This window comes from Rhizobium sp. USDA 4016 (assembly GCF_056279705.1).
Window position 1 is genome coordinate 3,828,800 of sequence record NZ_JBWCCY010000004.1, and the last position, 19,609, is coordinate 3,848,408.

General features: G+C 59.8%; 13 protein-coding genes and 1 pseudogene. 12 read left to right on the forward strand and 2 right to left on the reverse strand.

All coding sequences use genetic code 11. From position 1 onward, the window contains the following. Positions 1–15: 15 nt before the first annotated feature. From ACZ9DP_RS34820 to phnN, 3 genes are read left to right on the forward strand one after another with little or no spacing between them, the layout of a single operon-like run. Positions 16–711, forward strand: coding sequence for a DUF1045 domain-containing protein (locus tag ACZ9DP_RS34820; protein WP_476205527.1), 696 nt, complete (start codon positions 16–18; stop codon positions 709–711). An 11-nt stretch (positions 712–722) separates the two neighbouring features. Then, entirely contained in the window at positions 723–1,862 is a 1,140-nt protein-coding gene (locus ACZ9DP_RS34825; protein ID WP_476205097.1) for an alpha-D-ribose 1-methylphosphonate 5-triphosphate diphosphatase, read from the forward strand. After that, positions 1,859–2,458: a phosphonate metabolism protein/1,5-bisphosphokinase (PRPP-forming) PhnN gene (gene phnN, locus ACZ9DP_RS34830; RefSeq protein WP_476205098.1), complete on the forward strand. Its 600-nt coding sequence runs from the start codon at positions 1,859–1,861 to the stop codon at positions 2,456–2,458. Before ACZ9DP_RS34825 ends, phnN begins: the two co-directional genes overlap by 4 nt. Positions 2,459–2,464: 6 nt before the next feature. Here phnN and ACZ9DP_RS34835 read toward each other — a convergent pair whose 3' ends face one another. Both ACZ9DP_RS34835 and polA read right to left on the reverse strand, forming a co-directional pair. Continuing rightward, on the reverse strand, positions 2,465–4,744 hold the full coding sequence (locus ACZ9DP_RS34835) for a DNA translocase FtsK (protein ID WP_476205100.1): 2,280 nt from the start codon (positions 4,742–4,744) through the stop codon (positions 2,465–2,467). A 165-nt stretch (positions 4,745–4,909) separates the two neighbouring features. After that, positions 4,910–7,900, reverse strand: a complete 2,991-nt coding sequence (gene polA, locus ACZ9DP_RS34840; protein WP_476205101.1) for a DNA polymerase I — start codon at positions 7,898–7,900, stop codon at positions 4,910–4,912. On the opposite strand from polA, the gene ACZ9DP_RS34845 reads away from it, so the two are divergent. The 9 genes and pseudogenes from ACZ9DP_RS34845 (at position 7,883) to ACZ9DP_RS34885 (ending at position 19,518) form a co-directional block, all read left to right on the forward strand. After that, positions 7,883–8,296 (forward strand): hypothetical protein, encoded by a 414-nt coding sequence (locus ACZ9DP_RS34845; protein ID WP_194728626.1) that lies wholly within the window; start codon positions 7,883–7,885, stop codon positions 8,294–8,296. The two genes, polA and ACZ9DP_RS34845, sit on opposite strands and share 18 nt — an antisense overlap. 415 nt (positions 8,297–8,711) lie before the next feature. After that, a complete protein-coding gene (locus tag ACZ9DP_RS34850) occupies positions 8,712–9,128 on the forward strand; it encodes a MarR family winged helix-turn-helix transcriptional regulator (protein WP_074066233.1) in 417 nt (138 codons plus the stop codon). A 91-nt stretch (positions 9,129–9,219) separates the two neighbouring features. Next, the gene (locus ACZ9DP_RS34855; protein ID WP_476205103.1) at positions 9,220–10,608 is read left to right on the forward strand and encodes a M20/M25/M40 family metallo-hydrolase; all 1,389 of its coding nucleotides are present in this window, start codon (positions 9,220–9,222) and stop codon (positions 10,606–10,608) included. A 475-nt stretch (positions 10,609–11,083) separates the two neighbouring features. After that, positions 11,084–11,887, forward strand: a pseudogene (locus tag ACZ9DP_RS34860) (SH3 domain-containing protein); the annotation flags it as partial. A 382-nt stretch (positions 11,888–12,269) separates the two neighbouring features. Continuing rightward, positions 12,270–12,563: a hypothetical protein gene (locus ACZ9DP_RS34865; RefSeq protein WP_476205105.1), complete on the forward strand. Its 294-nt coding sequence runs from the start codon at positions 12,270–12,272 to the stop codon at positions 12,561–12,563. A gap of 60 nt (positions 12,564–12,623) precedes the next feature. Further along, positions 12,624–14,909 carry a transglycosylase domain-containing protein gene (locus ACZ9DP_RS34870; RefSeq protein ID WP_476205106.1) on the forward strand — a complete coding sequence of 762 codons (2,286 nt, stop codon included), beginning with the start codon at positions 12,624–12,626 and terminating at the stop codon, positions 14,907–14,909. A gap of 278 nt (positions 14,910–15,187) precedes the next feature. Continuing rightward, positions 15,188–17,098 carry a molecular chaperone DnaK gene (gene dnaK, locus ACZ9DP_RS34875; protein WP_476205108.1) on the forward strand — a complete coding sequence of 637 codons (1,911 nt, stop codon included), beginning with the start codon at positions 15,188–15,190 and terminating at the stop codon, positions 17,096–17,098. A 78-nt stretch (positions 17,099–17,176) separates the two neighbouring features. Beyond that, positions 17,177–18,319 (forward strand): molecular chaperone DnaJ, encoded by a 1,143-nt coding sequence (gene dnaJ, locus ACZ9DP_RS34880; protein WP_194728621.1) that lies wholly within the window; start codon positions 17,177–17,179, stop codon positions 18,317–18,319. A gap of 257 nt (positions 18,320–18,576) precedes the next feature. Continuing rightward, complete coding sequence (locus ACZ9DP_RS34885; protein ID WP_476205109.1) at positions 18,577–19,518, forward strand: IS110 family RNA-guided transposase; 942 nt, start codon at positions 18,577–18,579, stop codon at positions 19,516–19,518. The last annotated feature ends 91 nt before the right edge of the window (positions 19,519–19,609 follow it).

The following is a 19,609-nucleotide window of genomic DNA, read 5'->3' on the forward strand; positions in this document are numbered from 1 at the left end:
TCAGGACAAGAACTTTTGCGCTACGCCCTCTATTTCACGCCGCCAAAGAACGATCCCCTGACTGACGCTGCCTCCGTCTGGCTTGGGCGCGACGCATTTGCGGACGAAACTTATCCGGCTCCAGAGGAAGATGGGATGACGGCCGCAGAGCAGTTCGAGCTGACCGCCGATCCGCGCCGTTACGGCTTTCATGCGACTATAAAGGCGCCTTTTGCGCTTGCCTCTTCGGTCAACGAGAGAGACTTGATGGCTGTCGTCGAGGATTTCACCGGCCGAACACCGGCACTCGAAATCCCCGAACTTGTCCTCGGGCAGATCGGCCGCTTCTTTGCGCTCGTTCCGGGTTTTTTGCATGCGCCGCTTCAGGATTTCGCGGCAAGCGTGGTAAAGTCCTTCGAGCCGTTTCGCGCAGCGCTTTGCGAGGCCGATATTGCAAGGCGAAAGCCTGAAAAATTGACGGAAAGCCAGCGTGCCAACCTCATGCGCTGGGGTTATCCCTATGTAATGGAGGATTTCGGTTTCCACATGACGCTGACCGGCCAGGTGCCGGAAGAGCGCTCAGCACTGATGAAATCGATCCTGGAGAAGCGTTTTGCCTCCTTCATCGGCCGGCCGCTTTCCATTTCCGGCCTCGCGGTCTTCACCGAAGAAGAGCGCGGCGGGCCGTTCAAGATTCATTCCTGGCTGCCGCTTGCTGGCGCCAAACTCTAAGAGATCCGCAGATGACCACAGAGACAGTCCTTTCCAACGCCCGCATCGTTCTTGAAGACGAGATCGTGAGTGGCTCGCTTTTGATCCGCGACGGCAGGATTGCCGATATCTCCGAAGGCAATTCGGCAAACGGAGAGGATTTCGAAGGCGATTACCTGATCCCCGGCCTCGTCGAACTCCATACCGACCACCTGGAAGGCCACTATTCGCCTCGCCCGGGCCTGCGCTGGAACAAGACGGCGGCCATCCAGGCCCATGACGCCCAGATCGTCACCTCCGGCATCACCACCGTTTTCGACTGCCTGCGCATGGGCGCGGACGAGGACGGTGGCTTTGAACATGGCGAAATGCGCGAGATGGCTGACGCCATCCAGAAGGCCGAGCAGGAAGGCCGGCTTCGCGCGGAACACCTGATCCACCTGCGATGCGAAGTCTCGGCCGACAACGTCCTGGCGCATTTCGCAGACTTCGAGGACGATCCCTATGTCCGCCTCGTTTCGCTCATGGACCACGCGCCGGGCCAGCGTCAGTTCCAGACGATGGACCAGTACGTCTTCTACTATCAGAAGAAGCGCGGCCTTTCGGACGAGGCGTTCGCGCGCTTCATCGAAAAGCGCCTCGGCGAATCCGCTCGCAATTCGACGCCGCACCGCACCGCGATCGCCACGGTCTGCAAGGAGCGTGGTATCACCGTTGCGAGCCACGACGATGCGACACTTGCCCATGTCGACGAGGCGATTGAAAACGGCGTGCGCCTTGCGGAGTTTCCAACGAGCTTCGACGCCGCCAAGGCATCGCACGCGCACGGAATGAGCGTGCTGATGGGCGCTCCCAATGTCGTGCGCGGCAAGTCTCACTCAGGCAACATCGCCGCTCGCGATCTTGCAGAGCTCGGCGTCCTCGACGTGCTCTCTTCCGATTACGTGCCGCTCAGCTTGCTTTACGCACCCTTCATTCTTGCCGACGAGGTGGAGACCATTTCGTTGTCCAAGGCCATCGCGATGGTGACCGCCACGCCCGCGCGCACCGTCAGCCTCAATGATCGCGGCCGAATCGAGATCGACCTTCGTGCCGATCTTGTCCGCGTCTTCCGCGACGAGGGCGTGCCGGTGACCCGTTCCGTCTGGCGCGAAGGGCGCCGGGTCGCATGATCCCCTCGCACGAGCCACACTTGGTACCCGGCACAGAGCGAGGCATCATGGTCGTCGTCGTCGGCCCGAGCGGCGCCGGCAAGGACACGCTGATAAACTTGGCGGCAAAGCATTTTGCCGGCCGTCCCGACGTGCATTTCGTCCGCCGCGTCATCACACGGGACCGCGATGCCGGCGGCGAAGATCATCTGTCCGTTTCCGACGGAGGCTTCGTCTCTATGGAGCAATCCGGCAACTTCGCCGTATGGTGGGAGGCGCATGGCCTGAAATACGGCATTCCAGCAGAGGTTTCCGTCGCGCTCGCCAAGGGAGACCTGGTAATCGCCAACGGCTCCCGCTCGGCACTCCACCTCTTCCAGGCCGTTTTTCCCCGCCTCAAGGTCATCAACGTGACCGCCCGCCCGGAAGTGCTGGCAGGCCGCCTCGAAGCCCGCGGCCGCGAGACGCACGAAGACATTATGGCCCGCCTCGCCCGCGGCCCGCTGACCGTACGGGGCGACTACGACGTCACCGAACTGGACAACAGTAGCTCGCTAGAAGAAGCCGGGCGCAAGATCATCGAGACGCTCAACGGCTTCCTCACGAAAATTAGTTAGCCGGCTTCATTCTTCGCGCCCCGACACGATCTCACGTTTGCCGACATGATTCGCGGGACCGACGAGGCCTTCCTTTTCCATGCGCTCCACAAGCGATGCCGCGCGGTTGTAGCCGATGCCGAGGCGGCGCTGGATGTAGGAGGTCGAGCACTTCTTGTCGCGCAGCACGACCTTGACCGCCTGATCGTAAAGCTCGTTGCCGTCCTCGGACGCGATCGCGCTCTTGTCGAAGACGGCGCCCTCTTCCGGCTCGGCATCTTCCTCTTCGTCAGCCGTGACCGTCTCCAGATATTCCGGACGGCCCTGCGTCTTCAGATGCGCGACGACCTTTTCGACTTCGAGGTCGGAGACGAACGGGCCGTGGACACGGGAAATCCTGCCGCCACCCTGCATGTGCAGCATGTCGCCCTGGCCGAGCAGCTGCTCGGCGCCTTGCTCGCCAAGGATCGTGCGGCTGTCGATCTTCGATGTGACCTGGAAGGAGATTCGAGTCGGGAAATTCGCCTTGATGGTGCCGGTGATGACATCGACCGACGGACGCTGTGTCGCCATGATGAGATGGATGCCGGCGGCGCGCGCCATCTGGGCCAGTCGCTGGATCGCGCCCTCGATCTCCTTGCCGGCGACCATCATGAGGTCGGCCATTTCGTCGACGATGACGACGATATAGGGCATCGGCGTCAGGTCCATTTCCTGCTGCTCTTCGATCGGCGCACCTGTGCCCTTGTCGAAACCGGTCTGGACCATGATGTGGACCGTCTCGCCCCTTTCGCGGGCCTGCGCGACACGGCCGTTGTAGCCGTCGATGTTGCGCACACCGAGGCGCGACATTTTGCGGTAGCGCTCCTCCATTTCGCGCACCGCCCATTTCAGCGCCATCACGGCCTTCTTCGGATCGGTGACGACGGGCGTCAATAGGTGCGGGATGCCGTCATAGACGGACAGTTCCAGCATCTTCGGATCGACCATGATGAGACGGCACTGTTCCGGTGTCATGCGATAGAGCAGCGAGAGGATCATCGTGTTGATGGCGACGGATTTACCGGAGCCGGTGGTGCCGGCTACCAGCAGGTGCGGCATCTTCGCAAGCTCGGCGATCACCGGCTCACCGCCGATCGTCTTGCCGAGGCCGAGCGCCAGCTTGTAGCCGCTCTTCTCGAAATCCTGGCTCTCGATCATCTCGCGGAAATAGACCGTCTCGCGCATCGCGTTCGGCAATTCGATGCCGATGACATTGCGGCCGGGCACCACGGCGACACGGGCCGACAGCGCCGACATGGAGCGGGCTATATCGTCGGCAAGGCCGATGACGCGCGACGACTTCACTCCGGGTGCAGGTTCGAATTCGTAAAGCGTTACGACCGGACCCGGGCGGACATGAATGATCTCGCCCTTGATGCCGAAGTCCTCCAGCACGCTTTCCAGAAGCCCGGCATTCTGCTCGAGCGTTTCCTGCGGCATGATCTCCCCAAGACGCTCCGGTGGTTCCTGCAGCAGCGAGCGCGGCGGAAACTCGTAGCCGGATGGATCGATATTCGCCGGGATTGTCTTCTGCGTTACAGCCCGGGGTGCGGGCGCCAGGGGTGCAGCGGCCTGCACGCGAACCGGCATCGGCGCGATCGGCTGCGTTTTCGCGGTCACCGGTGGGGCGGCCGGTCGAGCTGCCGGAGCCACGTTCGATATAGACCTTACAGGCGCTGGAGCGGCCGTGGCCGTGGCTGGTGCGTCGGGCTTCTGCGGTCTCCCTCCCGGGCGCCATTCCATCACGCGGAAATGTTGGATGATCGATTCCGGCGTGACCTCAACCTTCGGCAGGAAAGCAACCGGGAGGGTAATCGGGGCCGCAGTCGCTTCCTCGAAGGCCATGACTTCCCAGAAGGCGAAATCGGAAATGTCGGTCAACTCGGACGAAGCGCGAAGTTCCGGCTCGACCTGAATTTCGGCGACATGTTCGGGATGATCGATCTCGGACACGGATGGAGCGGCTTCCGGCAGATAAATGTCGAACGGCACGTCAATCATCATCGGGGCGCTTGGCTCGACATCAACAGCCGGCCCTTCGCTGACGGTCTCCTCGCGAGACGACTGTTCCGATTCGGCCGGCGCGCGGCGTTTACTGATCAGGTTTTCCGGCGTGCGGGTAAAACGCACGTTCGGTGCAAGCGAGAAATTGCTTTGCCAAACCGGCGCTGCGGGAGCGACATTTATGTCATCACCCGCATGCTGTACGTCTATTTCCGAGGAAAAATCACCGGCATCCGTCAAATTCGTTCTGGGAAAACGCATGCGACCCGCTACTCACTCAATTTCTGACCCAACCGGATTAGAAAATGAAGGTTAACAAGTTCCTTCCAGCCGCATCTAAACGGCACACCTCTGGAACCAAAAACCTAGATTTGCCAACGAGTTAAGTCATCAAGAAAAATCTTTGGGGCCGGAAGGACGAAGCGCTCAGTGCGCTTGGTCCCAATTGGTCGCGGCGCGCGCATCGACCTTCAACGGCACGCGCATTTCAAGCGCCGGCATGGCGGCGTTTTCCATGACGGATACAATGATCGGCATCGCCTTTTCGACGTCGGCATCTTCGACTTCGAAGATCAGTTCATCGTGCACCTGCAACAGCATGCGCACCCGATCCGCAAGGCCGGCTTCGGCGAGTGCCGGTTCGATCTTGATCATTGCCCGGCGGATGACATCGGCTGCCGAGCCCTGGATCGGTGCGTTGATCGCAGCCCGCTCGTTGAAGGCGCGCACCGAAGGATTGGAGGAGCGGATTTCCGGATAGTTGATTCGCCGCCCGAAGATCGTTTCGACATAGCCTTTGTCGCGCGCCATCTGTTTGCGGCTGTCCATATAGTCGCGAATGCCGGGGAAACGCTCGAAGTATTTCTTGATGTAGTCACCCGCTTCCGAGCGCTCGATCGAGAGCTGGTTGGCAAGGCCAAAGGCGGAAATGCCGTAGATGATGCCAAAGTTGATCGCCTTGGCGCGGCGGCGCACTTCGGCCGGCATGCCATCGACAGGAACGCCGAACATTTCGGAGGCCGTCATCGCGTGAATATCGATGCCTTCGGCAAAAGCCTGGGTCAGCTGTGGAATTTCCGCGACATGTGCGAGCACGCGCAGTTCGATCTGGCTGTAATCGGCCGAGATCAGCTTATGCCCGGGCGTGGAGATGAAAGCGGTGCGGATTTTCCGGCCTTCCAGCGTTCGCACCGGAATGTTCTGCAGGTTCGGCTCGGACGACGAAAGCCGCCCTGTCGTCGTCGAAGCCAGCGAATAGGAAGTGTGGACGCGCTTCGTCTGCGGATGCACGTAACCCGGCAGCGCATCTGTATAGGTGGATTTCAGCTTGGTCAGCTGGCGCCAATCGACGATCTTGCGCGGCAGCTCGAAACCCGCGGCGGCAAGATCTTCCAGCACGCTTGCCGAGGTCGACCACTGCCCGGTCTTCGTCTTGCTGCCCCCGGCAAGCCCCAGCTTGCCGAAGAGGATGTCGCCAAGCTGCTTCGGCGAGCCGATCGTGAACTTCTCACCCGCCAACGCATAGATTTCGTCCTCCAGGCGCGCAGCGCCTTGCGCCAGCTCACCGGAGAGGCGGGACAGGATCTGACGGTCGACCGTGATGCCGCGTTCTTCCATGCGCGCCAGTACCGGCAGCAGCGGGCGCTCCAGACGCTCGTAGACAGCCGTCAGTTTTGCTGCGGCAAGTCGTGGCTTCAGCACCATCCAGAGCCGCAATGTCACATCGGCGTCTTCGGCAGCGTAATGCGTAGCACGGTCGATATCGACAAGGTCGAACGTGACATTCGCCCTGCCGCTTCCTGCGATATCCTTGTAGGCAATCGGCTTATGGCCGAGAAATTTCTCTGAGAGCGAGTCCATCCCGTGCGCGCCGGTGCCGGCGTCGAGCACGTAGGACATCAGCATCGTATCGTCGAAGCTCTTTGTCTCGACGCCATATCGCTTCATCAGCAGATAGTCATATTTCAGGTTCTGCGCGACCTTGAGGACGGACTCGTCTTCGAGCAGCGCCTTCAGCCGCGGCAGCACATCCCGCATCGGTATCTGATTGTCCGCAAGCCCGCCGCCAAGGAGATCGCTGACGCCGTTCTTATGGCCGATTGGGAGATAGGCGGCGCGGGTCTTGACGCCCGCCGGGTTCTTGTCGTTGTCGGCAATCGCCATCGAGAACCCAACCAGCTCCGCCTGCATCGCATCAAGAGAATTGGTTTGGGTATCGAAGGCGACCAGGCCGGTTGCCCGCGCATCGCCAATCCATTTGTCGAGCGTCGCGAGATCGCGGATCGTCACGTAGGTAGAATGATCAAATGGCAGCACTGCAAAGGCTTCGGCGCGCGCCTTGGCAAGTTCGGCGGGCGTAAAGCCTTTGCCGGCGGGCTTGGCCTTGACGGGAATCGGAACGGCAGCGCCCTCGACATCCGGTATGCCGCCCGCAACCGGCTCCGGTTCAGCGGCATCGAGATCGGGGCCGTGCGCAGCAGTACCCCACTCGACTTTTACGTCGGCCGCCTCGATGGCACTGGCATCGCAATTGCAGGCCTCCGCCACACGGCGCGTCAGCGTCGTGAATTGCAGCGCCTTCAGGAAGCCGATCAACTTCGGGCCGTTCTGCACTTCGAGAACGAGGTCGTCCAGACCAAGCACCAGCGGCACATCAGATCGCAGCCGAACCAATTCGCGCGAGAGCCTTGCCTTGTCGGCATTCTCGAGAATCGCCTGGCGGCGCTTTTCCTGCTTGATCTCATGCGCACGGTCCAGCAGCGTGTCGAGATCGCCGTATTCTGCAAGAAGCTGCGCGGCGGTCTTCGGGCCGATACCGGGAATACCCGGGACATTATCGACCGAATCGCCGGTCATAGCCTGCAGGTCGATCATCTTTTCGGGCGGTACGCCCCATTTCTCGATGACGTCCGGGATGCCGATCTGCTTGTCCTTCATGCTGTCGTACATGTGGACGTTCGGCGTCACAAGCTGCATCAGATCCTTGTCGGAGGAGACGATCGTCACATCGGCGCCGGTCCCTTCCGCCTGCCTGGCATAGGTGGCGATGATATCGTCGGCCTCGAACCCTTCAGTCTCGATGCAGGGCAGGTTGAAGGCGCGCGTCGCCTCGCGGATCAGCCCGAATTGCGGTATCAGCTCATCCGGTGGTGCCGAGCGATTGGCCTTGTAAGCATCATACAAATCCTTGCGGAAGGTCTTTGCCGAGTAGTCGAAGATAACTGCAAGATGCGTCGGCGTGACGCCGACGGAGGTGTCACGCGCATCGGTCAGCAGCTTCCAGAGCATATTGCAGAAGCCAGAGACTGCGCCGACCGGCAAGCCGTCGGACTTGCGCGTCAGCGGCGGCAGGGCGTGAAACGCCCGGAAGATGAAACCCGAACCGTCAATAAGGAAAAGATGATCGCCTTTTTTCATGGCTGCATGGATAGCGTGGCGGAATGGAAACGTCCATTGCACATGCAGTTTGCGGTACTATTTATTGCTGACCCCTCGCCTTCGGAAAGAGCTGCCTCTGGAAAAGCGCAGGTGCGCGGCCGCCTATGCCGTACCATGGCAACGTCATTGCCGGCTCCTACACACGACGGCCCTACGGCTGTCTTTCGCAAAGTGCTCTTCGCGCCGGTGTTCCTGCTGGCGATCAAGGTCTGCGAACCTTTTTTTCCGCAGCATCTGGATCGCATACGAAGCTTCGGTAGCCAAGCAGAATTCCAGCTGCTGAACGCCCTACTTCTTTCCGCCTTTTTGATATCGGTCGGCCCTTACGAGGCACCTTGGCATCATTGCGCTGATCTGCGCCCTTTGGAGGCATGACCATATTGATTGCCGGATGGAACCTTGCGTTTTTCTGGAATGATCGCCGGAGGGCGCGGGAATTAGTGCTTCACCGAACTGTTACCAATTTGTAATTGTCGGCTCGGCCGGCTTCCCTTGAAAAACCACATTCGCGGTCACAAATCAGGTGTACCGGCGTTTGATCGCGCCGAGGGTCTGATTAACGGCTTGTCCCCCGCCGCATCAGGCTTGGACAAAGGCCTTATCCCCCTCTCCGGGCCTTTGTCCCCATTTTCAAGCCGCCATGGCCAACCTCCAGGCCATGGCGGCTTTGTTTTTTGGCGAAGATGCACATTTATGAAGCTAAAGGACAAGTTTTAATCCATCGCATGCGATTTGTTGCATTGTTTCGCGTCAGTTTTTGAGCCTAACTGCAATCATGGGAGTTAACAGGATGGATTCGGGAGCATACCTTGCCAGCCAGTTGGCCAAGGGTTTTGCCCGCTCGCTGCAGCAGCGCGCGGCGCGGCTTGGTTTTTCTCCCGGGCAATTCCCGATCCTTCTCGAACTTTGGGCGGAAGACGGCCTCACGCAGAAGCAATTGCTCGAACGCGTCGATATCGAACAGGCGACGATGGCCAATACGCTTGCGCGCATGGCGCGCGATGGCCTCATCGAGCGCCGTCCCCATCCTTCAGACAAACGAGCGCAACTGATCTTCCTGACGCCCAATGCGCGGGCCATCGAAGATGAAGCGGTCAAGATCGCACGTGAAGCCGATCTGGCGCTTTTCCAAGGCTTCAAGACCTTCGAACGCGAACTGATGCTGGAATATATCCGCCGCCTCCTCGAAAACGCGAAGAAAATCTGACCGTCTACGCCCTCCCTTGTTTCGATTTTTCTTCCTCGAAACGTCCCCGCCTTTGGTCTATCGTCCGGCCGAATCTCGAAAGGAGTCGGAAATGACAGAAGTAACCCCGGTGCTTTCGCGCGCCGATCAGAACCTCGGTTCAAGCCTGGACAGATTGTTCGAGTTGCTGCGCATCAAATCGATCTCGACTGACCCGGCGTACAAAGTCGAGTGCCGCACCGCTGCCGAATGGCTGGTCGCCTATTTGAAGACACTGGGTTTCGAAGCTTCCCTTCGCGATACTCCCGGTCACCCGATGGTCGTTGCGCATCATGCCGGCGCCAGCGCGGATGCGCCGCATGTGCTGTTTTACGGCCACTACGACGTTCAACCGGTCGATCCCATCGAGCTTTGGGAAGACGATCCCTTCGAACCAGCCGTCAAGGACATGAGCAATGGCCGCAAGATCCTGACGGGCCGCGGCACCGCCGACGACAAGGGCCAGCTCATGACCTTCGTCGAAGCTTGCCGGGCCTATAAAGAGGTCAACGACGCGCTTCCTTGCCGCATCACTATCCTTTTCGAGGGCGAAGAGGAATCCGGCTCGCCGTCGCTCAAGCCCTTTCTGGAGGCAAATGCGGCAGAACTGAAGGCCGACTATGCGCTTGTCTGCGATACCGGCATGTGGGACCGCGAGACCCCGGCGATTGCTGCTGCCCTTCGCGGCCTTGTCGGTGAAGAAGTCGTCGTTACGGCGGCCGACCGCGATCTGCATTCCGGGCTTTTCGGCGGCGCGGCAGCCAATCCAATCCATGTCCTGACAACAGCGCTTGCCGGTCTCCACGACGAAACCGGCCGCATAACACTCGAGAAGTTCTATGAAGGCGTCGAGGAAACGCCTGCAAACATCAAGGCCTCATGGGAAAAGCTCGGCCAGACCGCTGAGGACTTACTGGGCCAAGTCGGCCTTTCGGTGCCGTCGGGTGAAAAAGGCCGTTCCGTTCTGGAACTCACCTGGGCGCGCCCGACGGCTGAAGTCAACGGCATATGGGGCGGCTATACCGGCGAGGGCTTCAAGACAGTGATTGCCGCCAAGGCGTCGGCCAAGGTTTCCTTCCGCCTCGTCGGCAAACAGGATCCGGCAAAGATTCGAGAGACGTTCCGAAACTATGTCCGCTCGAAGATTCCGGCCGATTGCTCGGTCGAGTTCCATCCCCATGGCGCTTCGCCGGCAATTCACCTTGCCTATGATTCTCCGGTGATCACGAAAGCGAAGAACGCGCTTTCCGACGAATGGCCCAAGCCCGCCGTCGTTATCGGCATGGGCGGCTCGATCCCGATCGTCGGCGATTTCCAGAAAATGCTCGGCATGGAATCGCTGCTCGTCGGCTTCGGCCTCGCAGATGACCGGATCCATTCGCCCAATGAGAAATACGAACTCGCCTCCTACCACAAGGGCATCCGCTCCTGGGTGCGCATCCTCGACGCATTGGCAGCTTGAACAAAAAAGCGTGCCTCGCGATGATTTACGCGGGGCACGCATTCAGACAAAAAACAAAGGCCGGATAAACCGGCCTTCATCATCCGCTTCGCTTCAATGCCAGTACATCCGTGGTCAAGGAAAAGGCGGACTTTGCAGCCAAGATTGATCCCGAAAGGTTAACACGCCGTTAAAGCGCCCCAGCAGTCGGAATGATATGGAAAACGGCAAACGCTTAAGGCGCGCACAGCATCCACTTGGCTGCGATCTGTTGAGCGTCAAATCGATCGCTCCGCCACTTTCAAGGCCCAGAGCCCCGATTCTTCCGTTCAAGCTGCGTTCATGCAACACGCGCTATAAACCATTGGAAGACTAGTCGAATGATTGCCGGCTAACGAAAGTCGGCGAGCCTCCGACTATGCCCGGAACCGGCAAAAGCCGGAGTAAAAACAAATACCGGATGTGGCATAACGCTGCCTCCCAGGGAGTTGAAAACGTGAAACGCACCCTCTTGAAAATTGCCGCGACCGGTATGCTCTTGTTTGCTCCGGCGATCGCTCAGGCGGCAGAAGGCTTCGCGACGACGAACGTCAATATGCGGGCCGGCCCAAGCACTGCATATCCGGCGGTCACCGTAATTCCGGCCGGCGAATCCATCGAAATCTACGGCTGTCTTGCCGACGTGCCATGGTGCGACGTGGAGTTCTACGGCGGCCGTGGCTGGGTGCACGGCGGATATGTCCAGGCACTTTATCAACAGCGCCGCGTTTATGTCGGGCCTCAATATTATCGCCCGCTCGGTATTCCCGTCGTTGCCTTCAGCTTCGGCAGCTATTGGGATCGTAACTACCGCGACCGTGACTTCTATCGCGACCGCGATCGCTGGCGCCGCGGACCGGACTTCGATCGCGACTCGGATCGCCGTGAAAGACGCCGGGACTTTGACGATCGTCGGGATCGCCTGCCGGACTTTGACCGTGATCTGCGCCGCGGCGATCGCGATCGCGATCGCGATCGCGATCGCCGGAACTTCGAACGTCGAGACGATGATGGCAATCGCGTCATCCGCCGCGGCGACGACAATCGTAACCGCAGCGATCGTGACAACGACCGCCGGAACTTCGAACGTCGAGGCGATGATGGCAATCGCGTCCGTGGCGACGATAATCGTAACCGCCGAGGTGGTGACAACGACCGCCGGAACTTCGAACGTGGAGGCGATGATGGCAATAATCGCGTCCGCGGCGACGACAATCGTAACCGCCGAGGTGGTGACAATGACCGCCGGAACTTCGAACGTGGAGGCGATGATGGCAATAATCGCGTCCGTGGCGACGACAATCGTAACCGCGGCGGTGGTGACAATGATCGCCGCAGGCCGCAGCGAGGTGCCTGCCAACCGGGCGAACCGGGTTGCCGGAACTAACGTGACCCAGGGGCGGCAGAGATGCCGCCCTTTCTTTTGCGATAGGCTGCATAGAAAAAGCCCGACGCTCCAAGACGGAGGCGCCGGGCCTGATTTCGATCGGCCGTGTTGAGGGGAGACGACCGATCCATAACGGGACTTGAGGGCTGTCCCGCTATATAAGGAAACTAGCGGGACAGCTAAAGGTTCCAAATTACCAAACGGAAGCTTTGCGATCAGAGCCTGCCACGAGTTCACGCATCTCTGCAAACGGACCATGCAGCATTTTCAGGCGGCTTTCCTCCATCTTGCTCAGCCGATGCTGCCGGGCAAACTCATGGATGCTCCAGATCTCGCGAAGACAGGTCTCGTCTATTCTCTTAAGGTCAATGCTCATATTAAATGCCTAGCTACTACGCTTATTGCTTTTTTCTTCGGCGTAAGGTTGCGCGATATATGTCAGTTTCGTGACAGCCGCAACGAATGGCAGCCATGCGCAAACGGCAGGGCTGAAGCGCCGTCGGGACCGCTTGCCTGCAGTCTTAACCACCCCTTAAATCGCCGTATTTAAAGTCCACCCGGATGATTGCGCAAAGAGCGCTTGCGACATATGGGGTGCGGCCGGTCCACCATGGCAGGTAGGGGCAGATCACGCGATAGAATCGAACCGTCCTTCAGCGGCCGTAGCCGCTTTGAAGAGGACGACGATTTCTCGCTGGATGACGACGATCGTATCGCGGGCCGACGCGGAACCAAACGTTCTTCCTCGGACGCAACAAGAACCCGCGCACCCGACAGGAAAAGGCGCAGCAGACGCGAGCCGCCGGAACGCCAGGATGGCGGTCTCTTCAGCTTCATCCGCCGCGTGGTCTATTGGTGCATCGTTCTTGGTATTTGGGCCGGCATCGGCGCAGCTGGGCTGGTTTTCTACTACGGCTCGCGCATGCCGAGCGCCAGCACCTGGGCGATCCCTGAACGGCCGCCGAACGTCAAGATCACATCTGTCGATGGCAGCGTGATTGCCAATCGTGGCGCCACCGGCGGCGAGGCGCTATCGCTCGATCAGATGTCGCCCTACATCCCTGAAGCGATCATCGCGATAGAAGACAAGCGCTTCTACTCGCATTTCGGCGTCGACCCAATGGGGCTTGCCCGCGCCGTCGTCAACAACCTGACGGGCCAGCCGATTCAGGGTGGCTCCACCTTGACGCAGCAGCTCGCCAAGAACCTCTTCCTTTCGCCGGATCGCACTCTGGAGCGCAAGGTGCAGGAAGTGCTGCTCTCTTTCTGGCTCGAGCAGAAATATACGAAGGATCAGATCCTGGCGATGTATCTGAACCGCGTCTTCTACGGCTCGAATGCCTACGGCGTCGAGGCCGCCGCCCGCCGCTATTTCAACAAGTCCGCGCGTGACGTGAACCTCGGGGAAGCGGCTTTGCTCGCCGGTCTCGTCAAGGCGCCGTCACGTCTCTCTCCGGCCCGCGACCCAGACGCCGCAAACGCCCGTGCCCAGGTCGTACTGCAGGCCATGCGCGACCAGGGCTATATCACCGACAACGAGGTGAAGACGGCGATGACGCAGACGCCGTCCAAGGCGAAGAGCTACTGGTCGGGCGCTGGTCAATATGTGGCCGACATGGTTATGGACGAGCTACCCGGGCTGGTCGGCGAGGTGAAAGAGGACCTCATCGTCGATACGACGATCGACAAGGGGCTGGAAAAAAAGGCTGAGCAGTCGCTCAACGACATTCTCGGCAAGGACGGCGCAAAGCTCGATGCGTCCCAGGCCGCCCTCGTCTCGATCGACGGGACTGGCGCGATCCGAGCGCTTGTCGGCGGCAGGGATTATGCCGAAAGCCAGTTCAACCGCGCGGTCAAGGCGAAGCGCCAGCCGGGCTCCTCTTTCAAACCTTTCGTTTATGCCGCCGCACTCGAAAAGGGTCTGACGCCCTATTCCGTCTTCAACGACGCACCGATTCGCATCGGCAACTGGACGCCTGAAAATTATGAAAAGAAATACAATGGCGAGGTGACACTCGCGACCGCGCTTGCGAAGTCGTTGAATACCGTCGCCGCCCAGCTCGTCATGTATGACGGGCCGGAGCAGGTGATCAAGCTTGCGCACCGACTCGGCATCGAGACCGAGCTGCAGCCGAATGCCTCGATCGCGCTTGGCACGTCTGAAGTGTCGCTCACGGAGCTCACCGCTTCCTACGCCGCCTTTATGAACGGCGGCTATAAGGCAACCCCGCATGTGATCCGCCGGGTGACGACCGCCGAGGGCAAGGTTCTCTATGAGAACACATATGACAACCCGCCGCGCGTTGTTTCTGAAACGGTCGCCGCCAACATGAATGCCATGATGATGGGCACGATCGAGACCGGCACGGGCAAAAGCGCCAAGATTCCTGGCTGGCAGGCGGCCGGCAAGACGGGCACGACCCAGAATTCGCGCGATGCGCTCTTCGTCGGTTTCACCAGCAATCTGACGACCGGTGTCTGGTTCGGCAATGACGACGGCACGCCGATGAAGAAGGTTACGGGCGGCGGCCTGCCTGCGAAGGCATGGCAGGAATTCATGATTGCCGCGCACAAGGGTCTTTCTTCAGCTCCGCTTTTCGGCAACGGCCAGTTCATTGCGGACCCGAATGGGTTCGGCAATCAGCCGATGGCGCAGGCTGAACCGCAGCCGATGCAGGAGCAGCCGACAACGATCGGCGGCATCATTTCCGGCGTTTTCGGAGGTGGGAGCAGCACGGAGGCGCAAACATCGTTTCCACCGGCACCCGGTCAGCAGCAACAGGCCGTGGCCGTCCAGGGAGGACCGATTCCACCGGGAGATGTCGGCAGCCCTGCGGCCACCTCTTCCGTCCAGCCGCGCCGCACCACGCTGCTTGACCTGATCATGGGCCAATGAGCGAAGCCGCTCATGCTCGGTGCAAGCCGGCTTTGGTAAGTCCACGGAGATGCGAAGGACGGCGGACTTTTTTCGCTCACTGTAGAAAGTGAATGCAACACGTTCGTTTTGCTGGATTTCGGGCTCATTCTCGCCTTGCAGTCAAGAAAACCGCTCCTTATATACGCCGCATCACCGCAATCACGATTGCGTTAATTCCGAAGACCCACATCCCGTAAGGGGCTGTCAGGGAAATGCCTTCTCGGGGTTCCGACAGCTTGCTTCAAGGAGTAAATGACATGGCAAAAGTAATTGGTATCGACCTCGGAACGACAAATTCCTGCGTCGCTGTCATGGACGGCAAGGACGCGAAGGTCATTGAGAACGCGGAAGGCGCGCGCACGACTCCTTCCATGGTAGCATTTACCGACGACGGCGAACGCCTTGTCGGCCAGCCGGCAAAACGCCAGGCCGTCACCAATCCGACGAATACGCTCTTTGCCGTCAAGCGCCTGATCGGCCGCCGCTACGAAGATCCGACCGTCGAGAAGGACAAGGGTCTTGTCCCTTTCAGTATTTCGAAGGGTGACAATGGCGATGCTTGGGTCGAAGCCAATGGCAAGGCCTATTCGCCCGCGCAGGTCTCCGCGATGATCCTTCAGAAGATGAAGGAAACGGCTGAATCCTACCTCGGTGAAAAAGTCGAGAAGGCCGTCATCACGGTTCCGGCATACTTTAACGACGCGCAGCGCCAGGCAACCAAGGATGCTGGCAAGATCGCGGGTCTTGAGGTTCTGCGTATCATCAACGAGCCGACCGCAGCGGCCCTCGCTTACGGGCTTGACAAAAAGGAAGGCAAGACGATTGCCGTCTACGACCTTGGCGGCGGTACCTTCGATATTTCGATCCTCGAAATCGGTGACGGCGTCTTCGAAGTGAAATCCACCAACGGCGACACCTTCCTCGGCGGTGAAGACTTCGACATGCGTCTCGTCGAATACCTCGTTGCAGAGTTCAAGAAGGACAACGGCATCGACCTCAAGAACGACAAGCTCGCACTGCAGCGCCTGAAGGAAGCTGCCGAAAAGGCCAAGATCGAGCTCTCGTCCTCGCAGCAGACCGAAATCAACCTGCCCTTCATCACGGCTGACGCTTCCGGCCCGAAGCACCTTACGCTGAAGCTGACGCGCGCCAAGCTCGAAAGCCTGGTCGACGACCTCGTGCAGCGCACGATCGCGCCCTGCAAGGCAGCCCTCAAGGATGCCGGCGTCACCCCGGCTGAGATCGATGAAGTCGTTCTCGTCGGTGGTATGAGCCGCATGCCGAAGGTTCAGGAAGTCGTCAAGCAGCTGTTCGGCAAGGAGCCGCACAAGGGCGTCAATCCGGATGAAGTCGTTGCGCTCGGCGCTGCCATCCAGGCCGGCGTTCTGCAGGGCGACGTCAAGGACGTCCTGCTGCTCGACGTGACCCCGCTGTCTCTGGGCATCGAAACCCTCGGTGGCGTCTTCACCCGTCTGATCGAGCGCAACACGACGATCCCGACCAAGAAGTCGCAGACTTTCTCGACTGCCGATGACAACCAGCAGGCCGTCACCATCCGTGTTTCGCAGGGCGAGCGCGAAATGGCTGCCGACAACAAGCTGCTCGGCCAGTTCGACCTCGTCGGCCTGCCGCCGGCGCCGCGCGGCGTTCCGCAGATTGAAGTTACCTTCGATATCGACGCGAACGGCATCGTGCAGGTTTCGGCCAAGGACAAGGGTACCGGCAAGGAACAGCAGATCCGCATCCAGGCTTCCGGCGGCCTTTCGGACGCCGACATCGAAAAGATGGTCAAGGATGCAGAATCGCATGCCTCGGAAGACAAGAAGCGCCGCGAAACCGTGGAGGCCAAGAACCAAGCCGAAAGCCTGGTTCACTCGACGGAAAAATCGCTGAAGGATTACGGTGACAAGGTTTCCGAGGCCGACCGCACCGCGATCTCCGATGCGATTGCGGCTCTGAAGTCTGCAGCCGAGGCGACCGACCCGGACGCCGAGGATATCAAGGCGAAGACGCAGACCCTCATGGAAGTGTCCATGAAGCTCGGTCAGGCGATCTACGAAGCCCAGCAGGCGGAAGCCGGTACGGCAGATGCTTCGGCAGGTGATGACAATGTCGTTGATGCCGACTACGAAGAAGTCAAGGACGACGACCGCAAGAAGTCCGCATAATCCGCGGCGAAGCGGTTATGCTAAACACTGCAATCCGGCTGCCCGAGGGCAGCCGGAAATCCATTTCCGGGGTTTAAATTGGCAAAAGCGGACTTTTACGAAACTCTGGGCGTCGCCAAAACGGCGGATGAAAAAGAGCTGAAAAGCGCCTTCCGCAAACTGGCAATGAAATATCATCCGGACAAGAACCCGGACGATAAGAGCGCCGAAATCAAATTCAAGGAAATCAACGAAGCCTATGAAACGCTGAAGGACCCGCAGAAGCGTGCGGCCTACGACCGTTATGGTCACGCAGCCTTCGAGCATGGCGGCATGGGTGCTGGCGGCTTCGGCGGCGGTGCGGGCTTCGCCGGTGGCGGCGGCTTCTCCGACATCTTCGAAGACATATTCGGCGAGATGATGGGTGGTGGCCGGGGACGGCAGCGCTCATCCGGCGGACGCGAGCGTGGTGCCGACCTTCGCTACAATATGGAAATTTCGCTGGAAGAGGCCTTCTCCGGCAAGACGGCGCAGATTCGTGTTCCAACCTCGATCACTTGCGATATGTGCTCGGGTTCCGGCGCCAAGCCCGGCACGCAACCGAAAACCTGCGGCACCTGTCAGGGCTCCGGCCGCGTTCGCGCGGCGCAGGGCTTTTTCTCGATCGAACGAACCTGCCCGACCTGTCATGGCCGCGGCCAGATCATTCCCGATCCATGCCCCAAGTGCCATGGCCAGGGCCGCGTAACAGAAGAGCGTTCGCTCTCGGTCAATATTCCGGCTGGTATCGAAGATGGCACGCGCATCCGCTTGCAGGGCGAAGGCGAGGCCGGCGCGCGCGGCGGACCGGCGGGCGATCTCTATATCTTCCTGTCGGTGAAGCCGCACGAATTCTATCAGCGCGATGGAGCCGACCTCTATTGCGCCGTTCCGATCTCGATGACGACGGCAGCGCTCGGCGGCACTTTCGATGTGGCGACGCTCGACGGCACGAAGTCGCGCGTCACCGTTCCGGAAGGCACACAGGCCGGCAAGCAGTTCCGCCTCAAGGGCAAGGGCATGCCGGTGCTGCGTTCCAGCCAGACGGGCGATCTCTACATCCAGATCCAGATCGAGACGCCACAAAAGCTCTCGAAGCGGCAGCGCGAACTGCTCCAGGAGTTCGAGCAGCTTTCCTCGAAGGAGAACAACCCGGAATCGACAGGCTTTTTTGCGCGCATGAAGGAATTCTTCGAGGGATAAGGACTGGCACGCAAACACAGCGCAGGTTGAAAGCCGGGTTTCATCCCGGCTTATACATTTGAGGCCGGAACATCGTAATGATGTTCCGGCCTCGTTTGTCATTGGGGTGGTTGCAACATCCCAATGGCGTTGCGCAAAGCGGTTGGGCCTCCCGGCCTGAACTTTCGTTCGCAAAAAAGCAGAACCCTTTGCGCATTTCGAGGCTTCGTCGAACCGTTGAGAGAGCTTTGCGCTCGCGTATAAGGGAGACCAGCCTCATGACTTATACTAACCGTTTTGTCGGCATCGACATATCGAAATCATCTTTTGACATCTGCCTTCTGCCCGATGAGCAGTATGCGACCTTTGCCAACACGGCTGCGGGCACTGCCGAAATGATCGCCTTCCTTGCGGCTTTCGACGATATCAAGCGCCTGGTTCTGGAGCCGACCGGTGGCTATGAGCGTCGTGTCGTGAAAGCGCTGCAGGCAGCGGGCCTGCCTGTCGCGCGTGTCAACGCCAAGCAAATCAGGCAGTTCGCTCGCGCCGGCGGTCAGCTTTCCAAGACCGACAAGATCGACGCCTTCGTTCTGGCCGACTATGGACGGCGCATGGAAACACGCCTGCTTTGCCAGCCCAGCGTCGAGCAAGCCGAGCTGACCGATCTGGTGTCACGCTACAAGCAATTGTCGCACATGATCGTCCAGGAGAAGAACCGCCGGGAAAAGCTGAACGACCGGACGAGGGATTGGATCGAGCAGACGCTGCAGTTCTTGCTCAGCCAACGGCAGGCCGTGGTGGACGCCATGACGGCCTGTCTTGCATCGGACCCAGAATTGTCAGCCAAAGCCGACGTGCTGATGTCGCTGAAGGGCATCGGCCTGCGCACGGCATGCTTTCTTCTCGCAGGTCTGCCCGAACTGGGGCTGATGGAGAAGGGGCAGATCGCCAAGCTGGTTGGCGTCGCGCCACTCAACCGAGACAGTGGCCTGATGCGAGGCAAGCGCATGATCGCGGGAGGAAGGCAACCAGTTCGAGACGCGCTGTACATCGCCGCTCTGCCAGCCATTCGCTTCGATCCCGCCATGAAGGCCTTTTATACAAATCTCCGAAACAGGGGCAAACCCGCCAAGCTCGCTCTTGTCGCCGTCATGCGAAAGATGATCATCACCTTGAACGCAAGGATGCGAGAATACCGCGCAGCGTCCCTTGACGCCTAACACCGTTGCTTTTTTCATGCCCTGCAAGGGGTCGCCCAGACATGTTCGCTCACGTTAGTCGAGGAAACGCTCCTCCCGATGCCAGTTCTGG